General features: G+C 70.4%; 16 protein-coding genes. 4 read left to right on the top strand and 12 right to left on the bottom strand.

Annotation, left to right across the window (positions count from 1 at the left end; all coding sequences use genetic code 11):
• Window positions 1-28 precede the first annotated feature (28 nt).
• The 6 genes from Q664_RS00765 to Q664_RS00790 form a co-directional block, all read right to left on the bottom strand.
• Complete coding sequence (locus Q664_RS00765) at window positions 29-3,130, bottom strand: TonB-dependent receptor (protein ID WP_160174299.1); 3,102 nt, start codon at window positions 3,128-3,130, stop codon at window positions 29-31.
• 419 nt (window positions 3,131-3,549) lie between these two features.
• The gene (locus Q664_RS00770) at window positions 3,550-4,287 is read right to left on the bottom strand and encodes a DnaJ domain-containing protein (RefSeq protein ID WP_043388625.1); all 738 of its coding nucleotides are present in this window, start codon (window positions 4,285-4,287) and stop codon (window positions 3,550-3,552) included.
• A gap of 13 nt (window positions 4,288-4,300) precedes the next feature.
• Window positions 4,301-5,833, bottom strand: coding sequence for an Hsp70 family protein (locus tag Q664_RS00775; RefSeq protein ID WP_075207276.1), 1,533 nt, complete (start codon window positions 5,831-5,833; stop codon window positions 4,301-4,303).
• Window positions 5,834-5,855: 22 nt separating this feature from the next.
• Window positions 5,856-7,811 carry a serine/threonine-protein kinase gene (locus Q664_RS51385; RefSeq protein ID WP_052517510.1) on the bottom strand — a complete coding sequence of 652 codons (1,956 nt, stop codon included), beginning with the start codon at window positions 7,809-7,811 and terminating at the stop codon, window positions 5,856-5,858.
• Window positions 7,812-7,923: 112 nt separating this feature from the next.
• On the bottom strand, window positions 7,924-9,036 hold the full coding sequence (locus Q664_RS00785; protein WP_043388627.1) for a hypothetical protein: 1,113 nt from the start codon (window positions 9,034-9,036) through the stop codon (window positions 7,924-7,926).
• 134 nt (window positions 9,037-9,170) lie between these two features.
• Window positions 9,171-9,548 carry a hypothetical protein gene (locus tag Q664_RS00790; RefSeq protein ID WP_152621830.1) on the bottom strand — a complete coding sequence of 126 codons (378 nt, stop codon included), beginning with the start codon at window positions 9,546-9,548 and terminating at the stop codon, window positions 9,171-9,173.
• Window positions 9,549-9,954: 406 nt separating this feature from the next.
• Here Q664_RS00790 and Q664_RS00795 point away from each other — a divergent pair, with 406 nt between their 5' ends.
• Window positions 9,955-10,635 carry a Crp/Fnr family transcriptional regulator gene (locus Q664_RS00795; protein ID WP_043388632.1) on the top strand — a complete coding sequence of 227 codons (681 nt, stop codon included), beginning with the start codon at window positions 9,955-9,957 and terminating at the stop codon, window positions 10,633-10,635.
• A gap of 531 nt (window positions 10,636-11,166) precedes the next feature.
• On the top strand, window positions 11,167-12,807 hold the full coding sequence (locus Q664_RS60415) for a sensor histidine kinase (protein WP_152621831.1): 1,641 nt from the start codon (window positions 11,167-11,169) through the stop codon (window positions 12,805-12,807).
• 29 nt (window positions 12,808-12,836) lie between these two features.
• Here the strand turns inward: Q664_RS60415 and Q664_RS00805 are convergent, their stop codons facing one another.
• The 5 genes from Q664_RS00805 to Q664_RS00825 all read right to left on the bottom strand — a co-directional run bounded on the left by Q664_RS00805 (window position 12,837) and on the right by Q664_RS00825 (window position 16,432).
• Window positions 12,837-13,463 (bottom strand): outer membrane beta-barrel protein, encoded by a 627-nt coding sequence (locus tag Q664_RS00805; RefSeq protein WP_043388637.1) that lies wholly within the window; start codon window positions 13,461-13,463, stop codon window positions 12,837-12,839.
• 98 nt (window positions 13,464-13,561) lie between these two features.
• Window positions 13,562-14,473 (bottom strand): S1C family serine protease, encoded by a 912-nt coding sequence (locus Q664_RS00810; protein WP_043388639.1) that lies wholly within the window; start codon window positions 14,471-14,473, stop codon window positions 13,562-13,564.
• Window positions 14,470-15,366, bottom strand: coding sequence for a S1C family serine protease (locus Q664_RS00815; protein ID WP_043388641.1), 897 nt, complete (start codon window positions 15,364-15,366; stop codon window positions 14,470-14,472). The genes Q664_RS00810 and Q664_RS00815 overlap by 4 nt, the downstream gene beginning before the upstream one ends.
• A gap of 125 nt (window positions 15,367-15,491) precedes the next feature.
• Window positions 15,492-16,130 (bottom strand): response regulator transcription factor, encoded by a 639-nt coding sequence (locus Q664_RS00820; protein ID WP_043388758.1) that lies wholly within the window; start codon window positions 16,128-16,130, stop codon window positions 15,492-15,494.
• Between the two features lie 47 nt (window positions 16,131-16,177).
• A complete protein-coding gene (locus Q664_RS00825; protein WP_052517511.1) occupies window positions 16,178-16,432 on the bottom strand; it encodes a hypothetical protein in 255 nt (84 codons plus the stop codon).
• Window positions 16,433-16,540: 108 nt separating this feature from the next.
• On the opposite strand from Q664_RS00825, the gene Q664_RS00830 reads away from it, so the two are divergent.
• Together Q664_RS00830 and Q664_RS00835 are read left to right on the top strand one after the other, a co-directional pair.
• On the top strand, window positions 16,541-17,005 hold the full coding sequence (locus tag Q664_RS00830) for an NUDIX domain-containing protein (protein WP_160174300.1): 465 nt from the start codon (window positions 16,541-16,543) through the stop codon (window positions 17,003-17,005).
• Window positions 17,006-17,014: 9 nt separating this feature from the next.
• The gene (locus tag Q664_RS00835) at window positions 17,015-17,206 is read left to right on the top strand and encodes a hypothetical protein (protein WP_043388644.1); all 192 of its coding nucleotides are present in this window, start codon (window positions 17,015-17,017) and stop codon (window positions 17,204-17,206) included.
• 7 nt (window positions 17,207-17,213) lie between these two features.
• Here Q664_RS00835 and Q664_RS00840 read toward each other — a convergent pair whose 3' ends face one another.
• Window positions 17,214-18,509, bottom strand: coding sequence for a M20/M25/M40 family metallo-hydrolase (locus Q664_RS00840; protein ID WP_043388646.1), 1,296 nt, complete (start codon window positions 18,507-18,509; stop codon window positions 17,214-17,216).
• Window positions 18,510-18,540 lie beyond the last annotated feature (31 nt).

The following is an 18,540-nucleotide window of genomic DNA, read 5'->3' on the forward strand; positions in this document are numbered from 1 at the left end:
GGTTCGACACCGTGTCAGCTGGCGCTGGTTAGAACACGTACCGCGCGCCGAGCTGGATGCGCCACCGCGACAGCGTGGGGGTGTACACCGTGGTCCGCACCGCCGTGGGCTCGGTGAAGCTGTAGATGGGGCGGTTGTTCGCCGTGTCGTAGCCCACCGCGCGCAGGAACGACGAGCCGTGGTTCTCGAACTGCGCCTCCTGCTCGAAGAGGCCCCACTCCGGGTTGAGCAGGTTCAGGACGTTGAAGATGTCCCCCTGCAGCTCCAGCCGCTGGCCCTTCACGAACTCCGGCGACGTCCAGCCGAGCCGGACGTTGAAGAAGTTCTGCCACGGGTTGCGGCACGCGCCGCGCTGGATGATGCTGCCCTTGGCCTCCCTCAGGCACTGCTGGCTGTTGATGAAGTTGTTCAGCGCCTCGTACTGCGAGGGATCCTGCAGGGAGATCTGGCTCGGGTCCGCCGGGATGAACGCCAGGTCGTTGCCGTTGATGCCGTCCGCGTTGACGTCACCGTTGACGGTCCAGCTGTAGGGCAGACCGGACTGGCCCGTGTAGATGATGCCCGCGTTGAAGCCGAGGGGCAGATTGCTGGTGGCGGTGAGGGTGACGCGGTGGGTGCGGTCGAACGCCGACGGCCGGAGGTTGCGGTTCTCCAGGCTTCCGTCCACCGGGGCGAACTGGAAGTTGGAGTAGGCCTGGGCGCTCGTCATCGAGATGAGATCCTTCGAGTCCGTGTAGCTGTAGGCCACGCTCAAATCCAGCATGTCCTGGATCTCCTTGCGCAGCTGCAGGGTCGCGTTGGCGACCCGCCCGCCGTTCTTGTTGAACACCCGGATGGCCTGGACGAGGTTGGTCGAGTCGCGGCGGGTGGGGCTGGCCCGGAAGCCCGTCGCGGCGAAGGAGCCGTACAGCGAGCGGCCCTCGCCGTTCTGGCCCTGGTTCACCAGGTTCTCGTCGGTGGTGTACCAGCCGTTGACGTCCTGGGTGTAGAGCAGGTCGGCGGTGGCGATGAGGCCCCAGGGCAGGCGGCGGTCCGCGCCGAGCGCCACGCGGAAGTTCTGCGGGTACCGGGTGCCCGGGTCGAAGTAGTCGATCTCCCCCTGGTTGGTGGGCGCCGTGGGCGGATTGGTGCCGCCAAGGCAGTCGAAGGGCTGGGCGTTGGGATCGGCGGTGAACGCCGGCACCTGCCGGGCGCCCGCGGTCCGCGAGCAGGTCAGCTCCACCTGGGAGAGCCCGTTGATGCTGTACGCGTTGGACACCCACACGTACGGCGGCCGGCCCGAGAAGATGCCGACGCCACCGCGCACGATGGTGTTGGAGTTGCCCTCCACGTCCCAGTTCACACCCAGGCGGGGCGACCAGAGGATGTTGCCGCTCGGCATCTTGCCCGTGTCGATGGGGAGCGCCTCGTTGTTCACGAGCCGCTCGTTGGTGTTGGCGGCGGACAGGAACGGCACGTCGATACGGATGCCGGGCGTGAGCGTCAGGTTCTTGAACGGCGTCCAGTTGTCCTGCAGGTAGAAGCCCGGCTGCACCACGGTGAACTCGGCCGTGCCCGGCTCCTGCAGGTCGCTGACGCCGAAGCGGCGCTGGAAGGCGCTCGCGTTGCCAGCCTCGAAGTCGTCCAGGCTGTCGAAGGTCCACACGCCGGTGGCCGCCTGGAGGAAGGCGTTGCGCAGCCGGAAGAACTCGGTGCTGGTTCCGGCGGTGAGCTGGTGGTCACCCAGCGCCAGGGTGAGGCTGTCCTGGATCTGGAAGATGTCCTGGTCCAGCTGGTTGAGCTGGGAGAAGCGCTCGGCGCCCGCCGCCAGCCACGAGTCGTTCGCGCCGAGCGAGCCGGCCTTGACCAGGATGAGCGGGATGTCCTGGGAGGGATCGCGGGCGTCGCGGAGGATGGAGAAGCCCGCCAGGAACTCGTTGGAGAGCTTGCCCTCGAGGAAGGTCGAGGTCAGCTTCGCCCGGGCGGTATGGGTGTTGACCGTCTGGGCGTAGCCGGCGTTGGACAGCTGGTAGCCGTCACGCAGGCGGTTGGGAATGGACGGCGAGGTGGGCGCGCGGGTCAGCGAGTCCTGCAGGGCGCCCACGAAGTTGTAGGAGAGCTCCAGGTAGCTGTTGGGGATGACGCCCGTGCTGATTTTGGCGAAGACGTTGCGGTCCGGGTTGCGCAGCTGCGTGGCCAGGGCCGTGCCCGGGTTGGGGACGCCGTACTTGTTGGTGAGGATGCTGCTGAACCGGTCGGCCTCGGCCTGGGTGAAGCCCGCGCGGGCCCGGTCCTCCTCCGCGTTCACACCGCCGATCTGGAACTGGTTGCCGAACGCCGAGTTGCGCTCCTGCAGGTCGGTGGCGATGAAGAAGTGCGCCTTGTCCTTGACGATGGGACCGCCGAGGCTGCCGCCGAACTGCCAGATGTTGTAGCCGAGGAACGTGGGATCATCCTGGCGGCCCGCGAGGCTCTTGTTCTGCGTGTAGCCGAAGAGCGAGCCGTGGAACTCGTTGGTGCCGCTCTTGGTGACGGCGTTCACCATGCCGCCGGCGAAGTTGCCGTAGCGCACGTCGAACGGGGACACCTGCACCACGAAGGTCTGGATGGCCTCGATGGAGATGGGCTTGGCGCCGGCCTGGCCGCCCGGCGTGCCGGAGCCCGACAGGCCGAAGATGTCATTGTAGGCCGCGCCGTCGACCTGGATGTTGTTGAAGCGGTTGTTCTGCCCGGCCATCGCGGTGCCGCTCACCTGGGGCGTGGTGGAGATGAGGTCCGTGAAGTTGCGGCCCTGGAGCGGCAGACTGGTCATCTGCTCGGACTCCATGGTCATCGAGGGGCCGGTGCGGCCCTGGTCCTGGAGCTCATCCGTCGCCTGGGCGGTGACGACCATCTCCTCCTGGAACTCCTCGAACTGGCGCAGCTTCAGGTCGATGTTGAAGCGCTGGCCCAGCACGAGCTGCATGCCGGTGCGGGTGGCCGGGTAGAAGCCCTCCATGTTGGCCGTGAGGGTGTACGGTCCGCCCGGGGGGAGGTTGTCGAGCAGGTAGTTACCCGACGAGCCGGTCACCGCGGTGAAGGTGGTGCCGGTGGCCGTGTTGCGCAGTTGCACCACGGCGGTGGGCAGCGGCTCGCCTTCCTGGGTGGTCACGGTTCCGGTCACCGCGGAGCCCGTGACTCCCTGCGCCATTGCCCCGGACGCGAGGAGGGTCGTGATGAAGACGGCTATCAGTCTGAGGTGGGATGGACGTACAGGATTCATGGAACCTCGCGAGACCTGCATGGGGGCAGTGCGAGGAGTCCAACCACTCGGAGGCGCCCACTTCTGGTTCGGCTGCTGCACGAGGGCCTCCCTGGGGGGAGAGTGAGGGGTTGGGCTCGCGACACGACGATCGTTGCCTGGCGAACGGCGGCCACTGCCGGGCGGCCGTCTATCAACATTTGAGGGGCCTTTCCAACCGGGGGCTCTATTTTCACCTTGAGTTCACAAAGATGACTCAGGCGGTAGGGGGGGGCCTCCGCCAGGTGGAGCCACCGGAATCCCGGAAAACGCTGACTTCGGGGAGGGCGCTAGCGTCCCTTGAGGTAGCGGCCGGATTGCTTGTCGAGCAGCTCCAGGCCCACGCGGGCCTCGCGGCACTCGGGCAGGAGCTGGAGGGCGCGCTCGAAGCTCTCGCGGGCGCGGTCGAAGAAGCGGGTACTGAGGTACTGGTGGCCGCGGCACACCAGCTCCATGGCCTGGTGGCGGGGTGTGGGGGCCACCTTGGCGGCCTTGGAGAAGAGGTCCAGCGCCTTGGCGTAGTCGAAGGACTCCAGGGCGACCATGCCCAGCTTGTAGAGCTGGAGCGCCACCGCCGCGGGCTGCACGCCGGAGGAGGGCCGGGGCCCGGAGGGGGCACCCGGGGGAGGCGTGGCGACGGGCACGCCGTGGACCGGGGTGAGGGCGGGGCGGGGCGCGACGGGCACGCCGTGCGCGGGCGTGAAAGCGGGGCGGAGCGGCGCCGGGGCGGCTGGGGCCTCGGGGGGCGGCGTCACCGGGGCGGCCGGGGTGCGCGGCTTCGTCCGGGCCATGCGCTCGCTCCACTCGCGCCGCTTGTCCGGCTGGGAGAGCACCTCGAAGGCCTTCTTGGCGCCGAGGAAGAGCTCCAGCGCCTGGGCCTTCTCCTCGGGGGACTTCATCCGGAGCCGGTCCGGGTGGGACTGCGCGGCGATGCGCAGGAAGGCCTTGCGGATGGCGGCCAGGTCCTCGGTGCCTTGCAGTCCGAGCACCTCGAAGGGGTTCCTGTCGTGAGAGGGGTCCTGGGACATGGGAGCACCCTCCTCAGGGCGAGGCGGCGGTGGGCGGGCGCAGCGTCACCTCGGCCTTGCGGCCGGTGGCGGGCTCGCGGGCGGTGACCTGGAGGATGCCATCCGCGTCGATGGTGAAGTCCACCTCCACGCGCACGGTGCCGGCGGCGGCGGCGGGAAGGCCGGCCAGTTGCAGCTCGCCGAGGTAGCGGTTGCCGTCCACGGAGGGGGCCTCGCCCTGGTACACCTCGAGGTCCACGTGGGTCTGCTGGTCGAGGGTGGTGGCGAAGACCTTCGTCTCGCGTGCGGGGATGGTGGTGTTGCGGGGGATGAGGACGCTGAAGCGGCCGCCCTCGGTGCGGATGCCGAGGCTGCGCGAGAGCACGTCCAGCAGCAGCACGCGGGGCAGCTCGGGCGAGGTGCCGGCGATGATGTCCGCCTCGAGCGCGGCGCCGAGGGCCACGGCCTCGTCGGGGTTGACGGAGCGCTCGCCGGGCCGGCCCAGGAGTTTTTCCGCGCGGGCGCGCACCGCGGGCATGCGCGTCATGCCGCCCACGAGGACGACGCGGTGGATGTCCTCCAGCTGGAGGCCGGCGTCCTGGAGGGCCTGCTCGCAGGGGGCGCGCAGCCGCTCCAGCTCGCGGTTGGCCAGGTTCTCCAGGAGGGTGCGCGAGAAGGAGGGGAGGGACAGGTGCAGGGGCCCCTCGGCGCCGGCGCCGAGGAAGGGCAGGTCGATGGCCGTCTGCTCCAGCTCGGAGAGGGCGCGCTTGGTGGACTCGGCGGCGTCCTTGAGGCGCCAGAGGGCCTCGGGGTTGTGGGCCAGGTCCACGCCGGTCTGCTTGAGGAAGATGCGGCGCAGCGCGTCCACCACGAGCTCGTCGATGTTGTCGCCGCCCAGGAAGTTGTCGCCGCTGGTGGCGAGCACCTGCACCACCTCGTCCTCCACGTGGAGGAGGGAGATGTCGAAGGTACCGCCGCCCAGGTCGAAGACGGCGATGTTCTCCGGGCGCGACTCGTCGAAGCGGCAGGCGAGCATGGCCGCGGTGGGCTCGTTGAGGAGCCGGTGCACGGTGAGGCCGGCGCGCTGGCCGGCGGCCTTCGTCTCCTGGCGCTGCACCTCGTCGAAGTAGGCGGGCACGGTGATGACGGCGCCCTCCACGCTCTGGCCCAGTTGGGCCTCGGCGCTCTCCTTGAGGTAGCGCAGCACGTGGGTGGAGACCTCGGACGGGGTCATCACCTGGCCGTGCACGCGCACCGCGGCGTTGCCGGAGGGGTCGGCCACCAGCTCATAGGGCAGCAGGCGGCGCAGCTGCTGCACGGCGGGGTCCGAGAAACGCCGGCCGATGAGGCGCTTCACGCCGAAGACGGTGTCGCGGGGGTGGAGCACGGCCTGGCGGCGGGCGGCGCTGCCCACGGTCACCTTGCCCGAGGCATCGAAGCCGATGACGGACGGAGTGGTGCGCTCGCCCTCGCGGTTGGGCAGGACGCGGGCGTGGCCCGTGGCGGGGTCGGCCACGGCCATGCAGCTATTCGTCGTGCCCAGATCGATTCCGAGAACGAGTCCCATACCACCGTCCCCCCCGCGCGCCTCAAGCCGCCAGGAGCCCTACCTCCGTGAAGAGCAGCGCCACACGGCGCAAGGCTACTTCATCCTCCGGACGCTTGAGTTCCGCAAGCGCGGCGGTGAGGGTATTTCCCGGCTTGTTGAGGAGGGAGGAGGCGCGCAGCTCGGTGGCCGAGAGCGCCAGGTCATTGGCCGAGACGGGAGGAGCCGGGTTGCGGTGGAGGGGCTTGTGGCGAAGGGACTCCTGTTCGCGCACCAGCCGCTCCAGCGGATAGTGCTCGCGCAGGCCCTCATTGAGCAGGGCGAGGCCGCCCAGGCGCTCCTCGGTGCCGTCGGTGATGGGGGTCTCGCCCTCGAAGAAGGCGTAGCGGCCGCCCGTCCAGCCGAGCAGGCTGAGGGCCACGGTGCGCCGGTGCTCGCGCGTCCACTCGGCCAGCTCGGCGGGAGAGAGGACGCGGGCGGCGAGCAGCGCGTCCAGGAGCCGTCCGGAGAAGGGGCGGGTGTGCTCCACGGCGCGCTGCCACTGCTCCACGGACAGCTTGCCCGTCTGGAGCAGGAAGGCGCCGAAGCGGTCCGTGGCGAGGCTGGAGCGCACGGCGATGATCTGCCCCGCCTTGAGGAAGAGCTCCTTGTGGGCGCGGTTCTGCTCGAAGTGGAGCCGGCCGGTGGCCTTGGCGAGCATCAGCCGGGCCATGACGCGCAGGGGGGCCACGCGGCCCACGTTGCCGGCGTAGCGGGGCGGTTTCGCCTTGGCGAGCCGGGCCTCGAGGCGCTCCTGGGCGGCGGCCGCGGTGGCGTTGAGGCCGGGGAAGGCGGAGGGGGGAAGGAAGGGGCCGCCGGACTGGGACACCTGGGCCTGGGGCGACAGCTTCCCGGAGGCGAAGAGCAGCCGCACGTCGTCCTCGGCCAGCTTCGTGAGGGAGAGGCCGCCGCCCGGCTCGCGCACCGCGTAGGTGGAGGCCGTGGGCTGCGGGGGAGCCGGCTCGGCCAGCAGGGCCGGGGGAATGGGCGGCTGCACGGGGGGCGCGCGCACCTCCGGCTCGTAGTAGCTGGCCATCAGCGCGGCCAGGTCGCGCTGGGACACGCGCAGGCCGGCGGACAGCAGGAACTCGTCCAGTGCGTCGAGCACGTCGGCGGCCGACTGGAAGCGCTCGTCCGGGTTGGCGAGGGTGCACCGGTTGACGACGGTGCACAGCGGCTCGGGCAGGAAGGGGGCCGCGTCCTGCAGGCGCAGGGGCCGGGCCTTGAGGGCCACCGTCTGCTTGAGCACGTCCATCACCGCGCCGGGCTTGAAGGCGTGGCGCCGCGACAGCATCTCGTAGAGGGTGATGCCGAGGGCGAAGATGTCGCCGCGCCCGTCCGGCTTCTTGCGGGCGAGCTGCTCGGGGGGGATGTAGCCCGGCTTGCCGCGCACGTTGGTGGCGATGTCTCCGCCGGAGCTGCCCACCAGCGCCACGCCGAAGTCCAGCAGCTTCACCTCTCCCTCGAAGGAGATGATGATGTTGGTGGGGTTGACGTCGCGGTGCACCAGGTGGAGCGGCTCGCCCGCCGCCGAGCGCGCGCGGTGCGCGTAGTCCAGTCCCTTGAGCACCTCCATGGCGATGTAGCAGGCCAGGTGCACGGGGATGCCCTGCCCCCGGGCCGACACCCGCTTCATCAAGTCATACAGGTCGCGGCCATGGATGAACTCCATGGCGATGAAGTACTCGCCGCGCTGCTCTCCGAAGTCGAAGATCTGCGCGATGTTCATGTGCTGGAGGAGCGCCGACAGCCGCGCCTCCTCGATGAACATTTGCACGGCGGACTCCTGCTGGGTGGCCTCCGGGAGCACGCGCTTGACGACCACCTGCTTGGCGAAGCCGCCGGCGCCGAGCGCCACGCCGCGGTAGATGTCCGCCATGCCACCGCGGCCCAGGTGGTTGACGAGCACATACCGGCCGAAGCGGGCGGGCAGCGTGAGGTTGCCGGACGGCGTGCTCATTTCTTACTGGAGTCCTCGATGAGCATCTCGTCGAACATGTCCTCGCTGATGACGAGCGTGCCGGGGCGCACGGCGGCGGGACGGGGCGCCATTCCGGGGATGGGCGCGGGCGTCAGCGCGGGGCCCGTGGGGGGACGCGTGCGCTCGCCTTGGGCATGAGGGCCGCGGCCTTGGCCGCCGCGGGGGACAGGGCCGGCACGGGCGGCACCATTGGCACGGGGGGCGGCAGCGACGGACGAGGCGGCGCCTCCAGATCGTCGAGCGGCTCGAGCATGATCTCCATGCTCGGCACCCGGCTCTCGGGAGCCAGGGGCTGGCTGGACACCGGAGGCGGGGTGAGGGGTGGGGCGTCGATCTCCTCGCCCAGCGTCTCCAGCATGCTGTGGGCCAGCTGCATGGTGCTGTTGCCGAACATGGTATCGGCTGGCTTGGGTTCGGCCGGCCTGGGCTTGGGCGGGACCGGCGCCATGGCCGGCGGAGGTGGAACCTTGGTGGAGAGGTTGACCACGCTGGCGGGCGCCGGGACGGGCTTGGGCGAGGTGGGGGAGGAGGGCGCCGAGGTGGAGGCCGTGTCCCCCGTGAGCAGGACGATCATCCTGCGCAGATCCTCGATGGTCTGCTCCTTGGCCGTGAGCGTCTGCTCCCGGGTGGCGAGGTTCTTCTCGAGCTCGGCCACGCGGTGGGCGAGCCGGTCGCGCTCGGCGCGCAGCTTGGGCATCGCCTCGTTCTCGGCGCGCAGCCGCTGCAGCTCTTCTTGTTGCGCGGGGGCGGCCGCCGTGGGGTCTCCCTGGCCGCGGACCTGCTCGCGCAGGCTGTTGAGCTCCTGCAGCCACATCCGCTTCTCCTCGCGGGTGATGGCCTCCTGCTCCCGTTGCTCCTCCTCGCGGCGCGTCAGCGCGCCCTGGAACTGCTCGCTCAGGCCGCCGACCGCCGTCATCAGCTCCCGGAGGCCGCGGCTGGCGCGCTCCAGGCGCTTGACGCCCTGGGTCTGCTCGTCGATGCGCTCGAGCAACCGGGGCGGCACGCCCTGCTGTGCACCCGTCCGGCGCAGCTCGTCGCGTTGTGCCTCCAGCCGGGCGAGCTCCTGGGTCGCCTGGCGCAGCAGGGGGAGCACCAGCTCGGCGATGCTCTCGGCATGGCGTCCCAGCTCGACGCACCCCTGCCGCACCAGCTGGAGGTCCGCCGAGGAGTCCGCCGATGGCTCCGTGCTGGTTGCGTTCCTCATCGCGCTTCCTCCACTCCCTCCTCGAGGCGTGCCGTCATCGAACCACGCGCTGGGTCATGATACCCCACCACCTCCGGCCGGGCTTCATGGGGTTGCGGGCTCGGTCGTCAGAGCACCAGCCTGCTGGATTGCTCTCATTTCCCCTGCAACTGGGAGGTGGGCGCTCGCTGGGGCAGCGAGGGGAAGGGCTCGAAGTTCTCCAACGCGAGCTTCCCGAGCTCCACGTTCGCCTCCGGCAACCGCTCGATGTCCTCGGCGAACCAGGGGGTCTCGGGGAGGGGAGGAGCGGAGGCCGCCGGAACCGGAGCTGGAGCCGGGGCCGGGGCCTGCACCGGCCGGGCCGTGTCCGCCTCGAGGGGCTCCGTGTCGATCTCCGACTGCGACAGCTCCACGGTGAAGGTGACCCTGGGCTGTACCTCGGCGCGCCGGGGGCCGGAGACCTCCACCATGGGACGGCGGCGGGGGCGGGCTCCCCCCTCGCCGGACGAGGGCGCGGGCGCACGGGGTGGCACCGCGGGCTCCATCGGACGCACGCTCACCTGGAGGGCGGCACCGCATCCCGTACAGCGGACGATCTGGGTGCCCGGGCCCGGGAGGGGCACCGCCGTCCCACAACGTGGGCACAGGGGGCGCGCGGTTGGAGTGGAAGAGGGAGCCTCTGCGGTCATGGGCTCGTCAGAGCTCCGAGCAACACGACAGGGCATCCGCGCGTGCTGAACTCGGCGTTACACCATCGACGCATCATTCCGCAAGCGAACGGGCGGGTCAACGGAGGTCTGGTGCCGGAGGCGCGACCTGAAGGGTGTGTAGGCGGGGGAGCATTCGTACGCGGGGTGAAGCCGATAACGTTTGGCCCCAGGCCCGAGGAGGTGGAGACTTCCGGCGTTCGCCCGCTTCACCCGTCCGGAGTCACCCCCCATGCCTTTCGAGTCGCTGCTGGCTCAGATTCCCATGTTCGAGCACCTCGCGCAGGAGGATCTGACGCACCTGTCGGGGCTGTTGCAGCAGCGGCGCTATAGCAAGAACGAGGTCATCTTCCACCAGGGGGACGTGGGCACGGCCCTCTTCATGGTGCGCCGGGGCGAGGTGGCCATCCGCCTGAGCTCCTCGGAGGGCAAGGAGGTCATCCTGGCGCTGCTGGGCCGGGGGGATGCCTTCGGCGAGCTGGCGCTGCTGGATGGGGAGCCGCGCTCGACGGACGCGGTGGCGCGCGACGAGACGCACCTGCTGAGCCTCCACCAGGAGGACTTCCGGCGCTTCCTGAGCGAGCGCCCGCAGGTGGCCATGGGGCTGCTGGCGGTGCTCAGCCGGATGGTGCGGCGCGTCACCCAGCTGGTGCACGACTCGGCCTTCCTGGATGCGCGGGCGCGGCTGGCGCGGGTGCTGTTGGACCTGGCCAAGTCGCAGGGGCAGCCGGCTTCCGAGGGCGGCATCCTCATCCCCAAGCTGACGCAGGCGGAGCTGGCCAACCTGTGCGGGGTGACGCGCGAGAGCGCCAACAAGTGGTTGCGCTTCTACAACCGCGAGGGGCTGCTCACGTACGAGAACGGGCAGATCACCATCGTGGACCCCGAGCGCCTGCGCCGCGACGTGGACTGAAGGACTACGGGTGGGAGGAGCCCGCGCCCCCCGGCGCGGACTCGACTCCCGGAAAACATGGGCGGAGGCCGCGCCCCCCGGCGCGGCCCCCCATCCCTCGGGACCTGGACGATGCCCTCACGCGCTCTTCCCGAAGTGCGGCGGGCGGAGTCCCCCCAGCGAGGTAACGGCGGCCATCCCCCCCTCAGGACATGGCGGCCTTCGGCGGCCTCGCACAGACATCACTCCGCTCGCACCTCGGGCGCGGCGTTCGGCGACAACGGGGCATCGAGTCCCTGTTCCCGAGAGCATTCATACCGCTCGGGGGGGTCCAGGGCTGTGAATCGACTCACTGCGGGGGTGTGAAGCCGTTCACAGCCAGCGGGGCCGTTTTGTGCGGGGGTCCGGGGATGGCTCCTCAGGGGGCCTGGGCGCTCATCCGGGGTGGCGGGGATACTCCAGGAGCGGAGAACATTCCACCCCCCGTGGAGTCGGCGCGTGGACGGGCCTGGGGGAGATTCCAGTGTGAGACAGTTGGTCCCGGGTTCCTGGATGAAGCCAATCGAGATGACATTGCGCAGCAGGGTGCTGCTCTTCGCGGCGGTGGCGGTGGGGCTCGTCGCGCTGGTGGGCGGTGTGCTGTTCGTCACGGCGAGCCGGGGAGAGCGGGGCCTGGCGCAGATGCTCGCCATCCAGTCGCAGACGGAAATCTATGGCCGGATGACGGACGAGTCCTTCGGCTACCTGTCCACGCTGCTGCACACGCGGGAGACGGGGGGCGACACCCAGGCGGTGCTCGAGGCGCAGGAGAAGCGCTTCGCGGCGGAGTTCGCGCGCCTGGAGGAGCTGGTGCGGGAGGAGCACGCGGGAGAGTCGATGGAGGGGGAGCTCGAGCGCATCGAGCAGCTCCAGCGGGCACTCCAGCGCTGGCTGCGGGGCTCGGAGGAGCGGGTGCGGCTGGCGCCCGGGGGAGGGGAGGCGGCCACGCTGATGCATGAGTCGCTCCAGGTATTTCGCGAGAAGGTGGCGCCGCATCTGAAGGCGGCCTGGGACCAGTCGCGCGCGGACCTGGACGAGCACGAACGCCGGGGCCATCGGTCACTCGGGATTGGCCGGGTGGTGGGCGTGGCCGTGCCGCTGGTGGCCCTGGTGCTCGTGCTGTCGATGGCGTCCATCATCTACCTGAACATGCGCCGCGCGTTGGGGACGCTGCTGGAGCGCGCGCAACGCATGGGCGAGGGGGACCTGGACACCGAGCTGCCGGTGAAGGGGGAGCGTGACGAGTATGACTTGATGGCCCGGGCCATCAACCGCATGGCCACCCAGCTCCGGTCCGCGGCGCAGGAGCGGGAGCGCTACAACGCGCTGTTGGAGCAGACCGTGCGGCAGCGCACCGCCGAGCTGGAGCAGTCCAATGCCCGGCTCACCGACAGCCTCCAGCAGTTGCAGGCGGCCCAGTCCCAGTTGCTCTTCGCGGACCGGCTCGCCACGGTGGGCCAGCTGGCGGCGGGGGTGGGGCATGAGCTGAACAACCCGCTGGCCTTCGTGCTCAGCAACCTCAACTACGCGCAGCAGGTGGTGACGGAGATGGAGGCGGCGCCCACGCCGGTGGAACGGCGGGAGCTGCTGGAGGCCCTCGCGGATGCGCGCGAGGGCGCCGAGCGGGTGCGCCTCATCGTCCGGGACCTCCGGATGCTGTCCCACCCGGATGACCGGGAGATGGGCCCGGTGGACCTGGTGAAGGTGGTGCGCAGCGCGGCGAAGATGGCGGCGCACGAGATTCGCGGCCGCGCCCGGTTGGTGCAGGCGGTGGAGAACGTGCCGCCGGTGCAGGGCAATAGCGCGCGCCTGTGCCAGGTGTTCCTCAACCTGCTCATCAACGCGGCGCACGCGATTGCCCCGGGCGCGGTGGAGCGCCATGAAATCAAGCTCTCCGCCCGGGTGGACGGCGCCCATCGCGTCACGGTGGAGGTGCACGACACGGGCAGCGGCATCCCGAAGGACAAGCTGGAGCGTGTCTTCGAGCCCTTCTTCACCACCAAGCCCGCGGGCGAGGGCAGTGGGCTGGGGCTGTCGGTGTGCAAGAGCATCATCTCCGCGCACGGCGGAGACATCTCCGTCGACAGCGAGCCGGGCCAGGGCACCACCTTCCGCGTGAGCCTGCCGGTGTATGGCGGTGAGACCCGCGCGTGAGGCGGGCGGCCCGGTTCAGCGGCGGGTGCTTACCAGGTGGCGCCGAAGTTGAGGGTGCCCGTGTAGCGGCCACCGCTGCTGAAGGTCGCGTCCCCCGGCAGGTTGATGTCCGACTCGGGGACGGTCAGGGCGAACTCCTGGTCGAAGAGGAGGTTGTAGTTGAGGCGCGCGTCCGCGGTGAAGTTGCCGACGTGCACGCGCAGCCCGGCCCCCAACGGGACGTTGCCCACGGTGTCATCCTGGAAGGCCAGCGCGGAACTGCGGACGTTGTAGCGGCTGAGTCCGACTCCGGCGAGCAGGTAGGGCTGGATCGGCGCGGCGGTGAGGCCCACGGTGGCCACGGCCTGGCCTCCATTGCGCAATACGTCCGGGCCGCTCGTCCTCGCCAGGGGAACCCCGCTATCGAGCTCGTTCGCCGCGCCGGAGTACCCGAGTTCGAGTCCCAACACCTTGGTGGGCTTGAGGACGAGCGTCGCCCCATAGGCGACACCGGGATCGATGTCCTGTCCGAGCTGGTTGGTGTAGCCCTCCACACCACCACCGACCAGCACGCTCAGGCCACGCATGTCCGCGCTGGATTCCTTCCGGTCCTGCGCCAGGGCACTCCCGGCCCAGAGGGTGAGCACCGCCGCACCAGCGAATAGGGTCCGCGTCATTCATTCCTCCAAGTGGTTGGAGTTGGGAAGTTGGGGACCCCGAGGTCTCATGCCAGGGGGCAGGGAGGCGGCCAGGCGGACGCTCGCTCCCGTGGGACTCATGCCGCCTTGCTGTGTTCTCGAGCGGCGGTGCGGGCGCGCAGGGTGCGGCGCCTTCCCTTGCGCAACACCTCCAGGCGGACCTCGGGCTCGGGCGCGAGTGCCAGCAGGCGCTGGACATCGTCCACGCTGGTGACGGGCCGCTCGTCGATGCCGAGCAGCAGGTCTTCCGCCTCGAGGCCCGCGTCGTCCGCGGGAGAGCCCTCGCCCACCTTCATGACGCGCACCGCGCGCGGCTGGCCCGCCTCCTGCGCGCTCTGGGGCGGGAGGTTGATGGCGGTGGCCGCGATGCCGAGGAAGCGCCGCTCCACCTTGCCCCGCTGGATGAGCAGGCTGGCCACCCAGGCCGCCGTGGTGGCGCTCACCGCGAAGCCGATGCCCTGCGCGTAGGGCAGCACCAGCGTGTTGAGGCCCACCACCTGCCCGCGCATGTTGAGCAGTGGCCCGCCCGAGTTGCCCGGGTTGATGGCCGCGTCCGTCTGCAACAGGCCCTCGAGAATCACCCCGTCGGGCAGCGGCAGCGTGCGGTTGATGGCGCTCACCACGCCCATCGACACCGACTGCTCCAGGCGGAAGGGGTTGCCGATGGCCATCACCAGTTGCCCCACACGCACGTCATGCGGGTCCGCCAGCGGCAGCGTGGGGAACTTCGCACCCCCCTCGGCGCGCACCACGGCCAGGTCCGTGGGCTCGTCCCCGCCCACCAGCTCGGCGCGCACCTCGCTTCCGTCGTGCAGCTCGAGCTCGAGCTTGCCCCGGCCGCGCACCACGTGCCGGTTGGTGAGGACATAGCCGTCCGGGGTGAGGAAGAGGCCCGTGCCATGGCCCCGCGGGTGCTGCACGGCCACCACCGCGGGCGCCGCCTTGGAGACGAGCGACTCGAGCTCGTCGGAGAATCGCTGGAGAATCAAGACCGCCTCCCGATGGTGAGGGACACTTCACGCACGTCACCGGCACGCAGCACCTTCGCCCGCACCTGCGTGCCCACCTTCTCGTCGCCGAGGTAGCCGAGCAGCTCCTCGATGCTGTGCAGCGGCTGGCCCCCGAGGCTCACCAGCACGTCGCCCATCACCAGGCCCGCCTGGTCCGCGGGGCCCCCGGGCTCGACGGAGAGGAAGATGAGCCCACCCTCGCTGCCCGCGCGCTCCGCGAGGTGCTTGGGCAGCCGGACGGGGTGGGCGCCCACACCGAGGTAGCCCCGGCGGATGCCTCCGTGCTGCTGGAGGGCCTGGGTGACGCGGCTCAACGTCTCCCCGGGAATGACGACGGCGGCGGTGCGAGACAGGGCCGCCGTGAGCAGGCCCAGGAAGCGGCCCTGCGCATCCACGAGCGCACCCCCCGAGAAGCCGGGAGGCAGGTCCGCGTCGGTCTCGAGGTAGCGGTCGATGCGGCCTCCCGCGAAGGTGCGCCAGCTGTCGCCCAGGGCACTGACGATGCCGAGCGTGGCGCGCGCGGTGCGCCCGGGACGGCCGAGGGCGAGCACGAGGTGACCCACCTTGAGGCCCTCGAGTGGCGCGGGCGCCAGGGGCGTGAGGCCGGGGAGGTCCGCCTTGAGGAGGGCGACATCCGTGGACGGGTCTCGGCCGATGAGCTCGGCGGAGACGGTGCGGCCATCGGCGAGGCCCACGGTGATGGAGCCCTCGTGCTCGATGGCGTGGTGGGTGGTGACGATGTGGCCCTCGGCGCTCCAGACGATGCCGGTGGCGCCATGGCGGCGGCGGGCTTCGACACGGACGATGCCAGGCGCGAAGCGCTCGACGATGGAGGAGAGGGATTGGGACAGGGCGGCGAGGTCGGCGGACATGAGCGATTCCTTTCGCTACAAAAGCTAAAAGGCACGCCCGCGCGGCACATCGGCGAGAGGGACAGCTCCCGACCTACCCGAATGGCTAGTCCCCCTCTCCCTTTGGGAGAGGGTTGGGGTGAGGGTCAGAGCGTCACGAGCCCCATTCTCGCCGCCCGCACCACGGCTTCCGTCCGCCGCTGCACACCGAGCTTGGCGAGCACCGCGTTCACATGGAACTTGGCGGTGTGCTCGCTGATATCGAGCCGTTCGGCGATGGCCTTGTTGGACAACCCCTCGGCGAGCAGCGCGAGCACCTCTCTCTCTCGGGGCGTCAATCCCTCGGGGGCCGAGGCCGAGGCGCCGGCCCGTGGAGTGGCCCGCAGCGCGGACAGTGCCGGGTCGAACACGGAGAGCCCTCGGGCCACGGCCCGGAGCGCGGCCCACAACGGAGCGGGAGCCACGTCCCGGAAGAGCAGCCCCCGCGCACCCGTCGAGAGCGCACCCTCTCCCGCGGATTCATCCGGGACGAGCGCGAGCACGGGGGCGCCGAGCTCGGGGGCCTCCATTCGTCCACCCACCTCAGAGGGGTGCAGGCCCACATCCCACAGCACCACATCGGGCGCGTCCCCGGCGCGCGAGGACTCCACCTCCGCCAGGGTGCCCGAGGCGATGACGGCGATGTCTCCCGCCTGCTCGGAGAGGGCGCGGGAGAGCGCACCCCGGGCGAGCGGGTCCTCGGCGACCAGGGCGAGACGGACGGGTGAGGCATCGGAGTCCAGCACAGTGCCCATGCCTAACGGGCTCCCGCGCGCTTCGCCCGGCGAGCCCCTTATCCGCGCCTGCCGCGTTGCATCAGGCGTCGGGCATCCCACACGGCCACGCCCAGCATCACCAGGGCGACGAGGTCCGTCGGGTCCACGGTGTTGCTCGCCGGACGCCGCAGCAATGCGGTGAGCACCGCTTCGTACAACCGGTCGGCCGGGGGAAACGTCTTGATGGCGGTGAAGAGGACGCCGAAGCCCAGCGCGGCCCACGCCACCCGGCGCGGGGTGACGGAGGCCAGCGGGCTCGGCCTCACGAGCATCCACAGCTCCGCGACGAGAGCAGCAGGACACGGGCAAGAGGACGCATGCGCGGTGACGTTACCGTGAGCCTCGGCCGCCGTCGTGGCCGTCCATGCTATGGAGGAGGGGTGCGTCCCCCTGGCTCGAGAACGTCCATCCACCAGTTCGGTAAGAGGGTCCCGGGCAGAGTCTATATCGAACGGCCCGGCGCCTATGCCGTCATCGTCAATGAGCGGGGTGAAGTGGCGCTGATTCGCGTTCCCCAGGGCTACTTCCTCCCCGGTGGCGGAATCGACCCCCATGAGGATGCGCTCACCGCGTTGGCTCGCGAGGTGCGCGAGGAGACGGGGCACGAGGTGCAGGTGGTGCGCGAGCTCGGCCAGGCCGCGCAGTTCCTCGTGGCCCGTCACGAGGAGCTCTTCCTGAACAAGGTAGGCCAGTTCTTCGTCGCGCGCCTGGGGCCCAAGACGCAGGAGGCTCACGAGGTGGACCACTCGCTCGAGTGGCTTCCCCTGGCCGATGCCAGGAAGCGGCTCCGGCACGAGTTCCAGGTGTGGGCCCTCGAGCAGTTCGAATCGACCCGGGACACGTGAGCGGAACCCATGACCATCCGGACCTTCTCTTCCCGCGAAGTGTACCGAAACCAGTGGATGACGGTCCGGGAGGACTCCATCCAGCGGCAGGACGGCTCGACAGGCCTCTACGGCGTCGTCCTCAAGCCGGACTTCAAGGACTCCGCGACGCTCTCGGCCTATTGCCTGCTGCGCATGCAGCGGCGCATCCCGGGCCTCTGACAGCGGCTCACAGCCGCACGAGCAGCTCGCGGAGGATGGAGAATCCCTGGCGGAAGTCCTCCAGCCGGGCCTGCTCGTTGGGCGCGTGGTAGTACGCCATCTCCCCGAAGCCGGTGATCTGCACGTCGCAACCCTGGCGTTGCAGGTCCTTCACCAGCGGCAGCGAGCCGGTGAGCGAGAAGGGCGTGGGCGCCACGCCGCGCACCGCCTGCATCGCCTCCTTCAGCGCCTGGAGGCCCGGCGAGTCCAACCGGCAGGCGATGCCTTCCATGCCACCCCCCTGGAAACGGAACTCGAGTGAGCCACGCTTGCCCGCCGCCGTGCGGGTGCGCGGGAAACCAGGGATGACCTCGTCGCGTTCGAGGCGGGCATCCAGCTCGCGCATGAAGCCGGTCACCTCCTCGCGCACGGTCCTCAGGTCATAGAAGGGCGTGAGGCGGAGGTCCCCGCGCACGGTGACGTCGGAGGGAATCTTCGTCTCCTTGGTGTTGGAGCCCTCCACCACGGTGGACTTGAGGCTGGACGAGGTGAGGAAGCCGTACTTCTTCTCGTCCTCCGTGGGGGGGAAACGCGCGTGGAACCAGCGGGCCAGCTCCAGCGACGCGGCCATGGCCAGCTCCAGCGCGTTGACGCAGTTCTGCGGCATCCCCGAGTGTCCGCCTACTCCCGATACCTTCAACTCCCACTGCGAGATGCCACCCGTGCCCAGCGTGGGGCCGAAGTTGGCGCTGTCCAGCCAATACACCGGTTGGCCCACGAGTCCCTTCAACCGCCCCTGCTCGGCCACGTAGCCCAGGCCCAGGCCCGGCAGATCCGAGGCCTCCTCGTTGGAGATGAGCACCACCTGGAGGGTCCGGCGCGGGCGCACCCCGTGCTCGGCGAGCTGCGCCAGCAGATCCGTCAGCACCGCCACGTGGCCCAGGCAGTCGGTGACGCCGCGCCCGTAGAGGACGCCACCGGGACCCTCCCACAGCGCGAAGGGGTTTCGCTCCCAGCCCTCGCCCTTCTCGTCCGCGGGGACGACGTCGAAGTGCGCGCCCACGAAGCCGAGCGCGCCCTCTCCCGTGCCCTTCACGGTGAGCACCAGGCTGGGCCGCGACTCCTTGCCCGAAGCCGCCAGCGACTCGGCCTGGATGAAGCCGCTCTGGATGTGCGGCGCCAGCGTCTCCAACACCACCTGCGCGGCGAGCCGCTCCTCGGGCACCAGCCCCGCGCCCGGGTTGTTCTGCAGCTTCGGCGTCAGGGCGATGAGACGCCGGAGCACTTCCAGGAAGCGGTCTTCACGGAGCGAGAGCGTGTTCATGGGGCGCGGATTGGACCCCAGGTCCCTGGAG

It is taken from the genome of Archangium violaceum Cb vi76 (genome assembly GCF_000733295.1).
GTDB lineage: Bacteria > Myxococcota > Myxococcia > Myxococcales > Myxococcaceae > Archangium > Archangium violaceum.

What these genes read in the sequence shown, in the direction of transcription:
- Q664_RS00770 (WP_043388625.1), bottom strand. Translation starts at nt 4,287, where the DNA reads ATGTCCCAGGACCCCTCTCACGACAGGAACCCCTTCGAGGTGCTCGGA.
- Q664_RS00825 (WP_052517511.1), bottom strand. Translation starts at nt 16,432, where the DNA reads ATGCTCGTGAGGCCGAGCCCGCTGGCCTCCGTCACCCCGCGCCGGGTG.
- Q664_RS00785 (WP_043388627.1), bottom strand. Translation starts at nt 9,036, where the DNA reads ATGAGGAACGCAACCAGCACGGAGCCATCGGCGGACTCCTCGGCGGAC.
- Q664_RS00835 (WP_043388644.1), top strand. Translation starts at nt 17,015, where the DNA reads ATGACCATCCGGACCTTCTCTTCCCGCGAAGTGTACCGAAACCAGTGG.
- Q664_RS51385 (WP_052517510.1), bottom strand. Translation starts at nt 7,811, where the DNA reads ATGAGCACGCCGTCCGGCAACCTCACGCTGCCCGCCCGCTTCGGCCGG.
- Q664_RS00840 (WP_043388646.1), bottom strand. Translation starts at nt 18,509, where the DNA reads ATGAACACGCTCTCGCTCCGTGAAGACCGCTTCCTGGAAGTGCTCCGG.
- Q664_RS60415 (WP_152621831.1), top strand. Translation starts at nt 11,167, where the DNA reads ATGAAGCCAATCGAGATGACATTGCGCAGCAGGGTGCTGCTCTTCGCG.
- Q664_RS00805 (WP_043388637.1), bottom strand. Translation starts at nt 13,463, where the DNA reads ATGACGCGGACCCTATTCGCTGGTGCGGCGGTGCTCACCCTCTGGGCC.
- Q664_RS00795 (WP_043388632.1), top strand. Translation starts at nt 9,955, where the DNA reads ATGCCTTTCGAGTCGCTGCTGGCTCAGATTCCCATGTTCGAGCACCTC.
- Q664_RS00815 (WP_043388641.1), bottom strand. Translation starts at nt 15,366, where the DNA reads ATGTCCGCCGACCTCGCCGCCCTGTCCCAATCCCTCTCCTCCATCGTC.
- Q664_RS00775 (WP_075207276.1), bottom strand. Translation starts at nt 5,833, where the DNA reads ATGGGACTCGTTCTCGGAATCGATCTGGGCACGACGAATAGCTGCATG.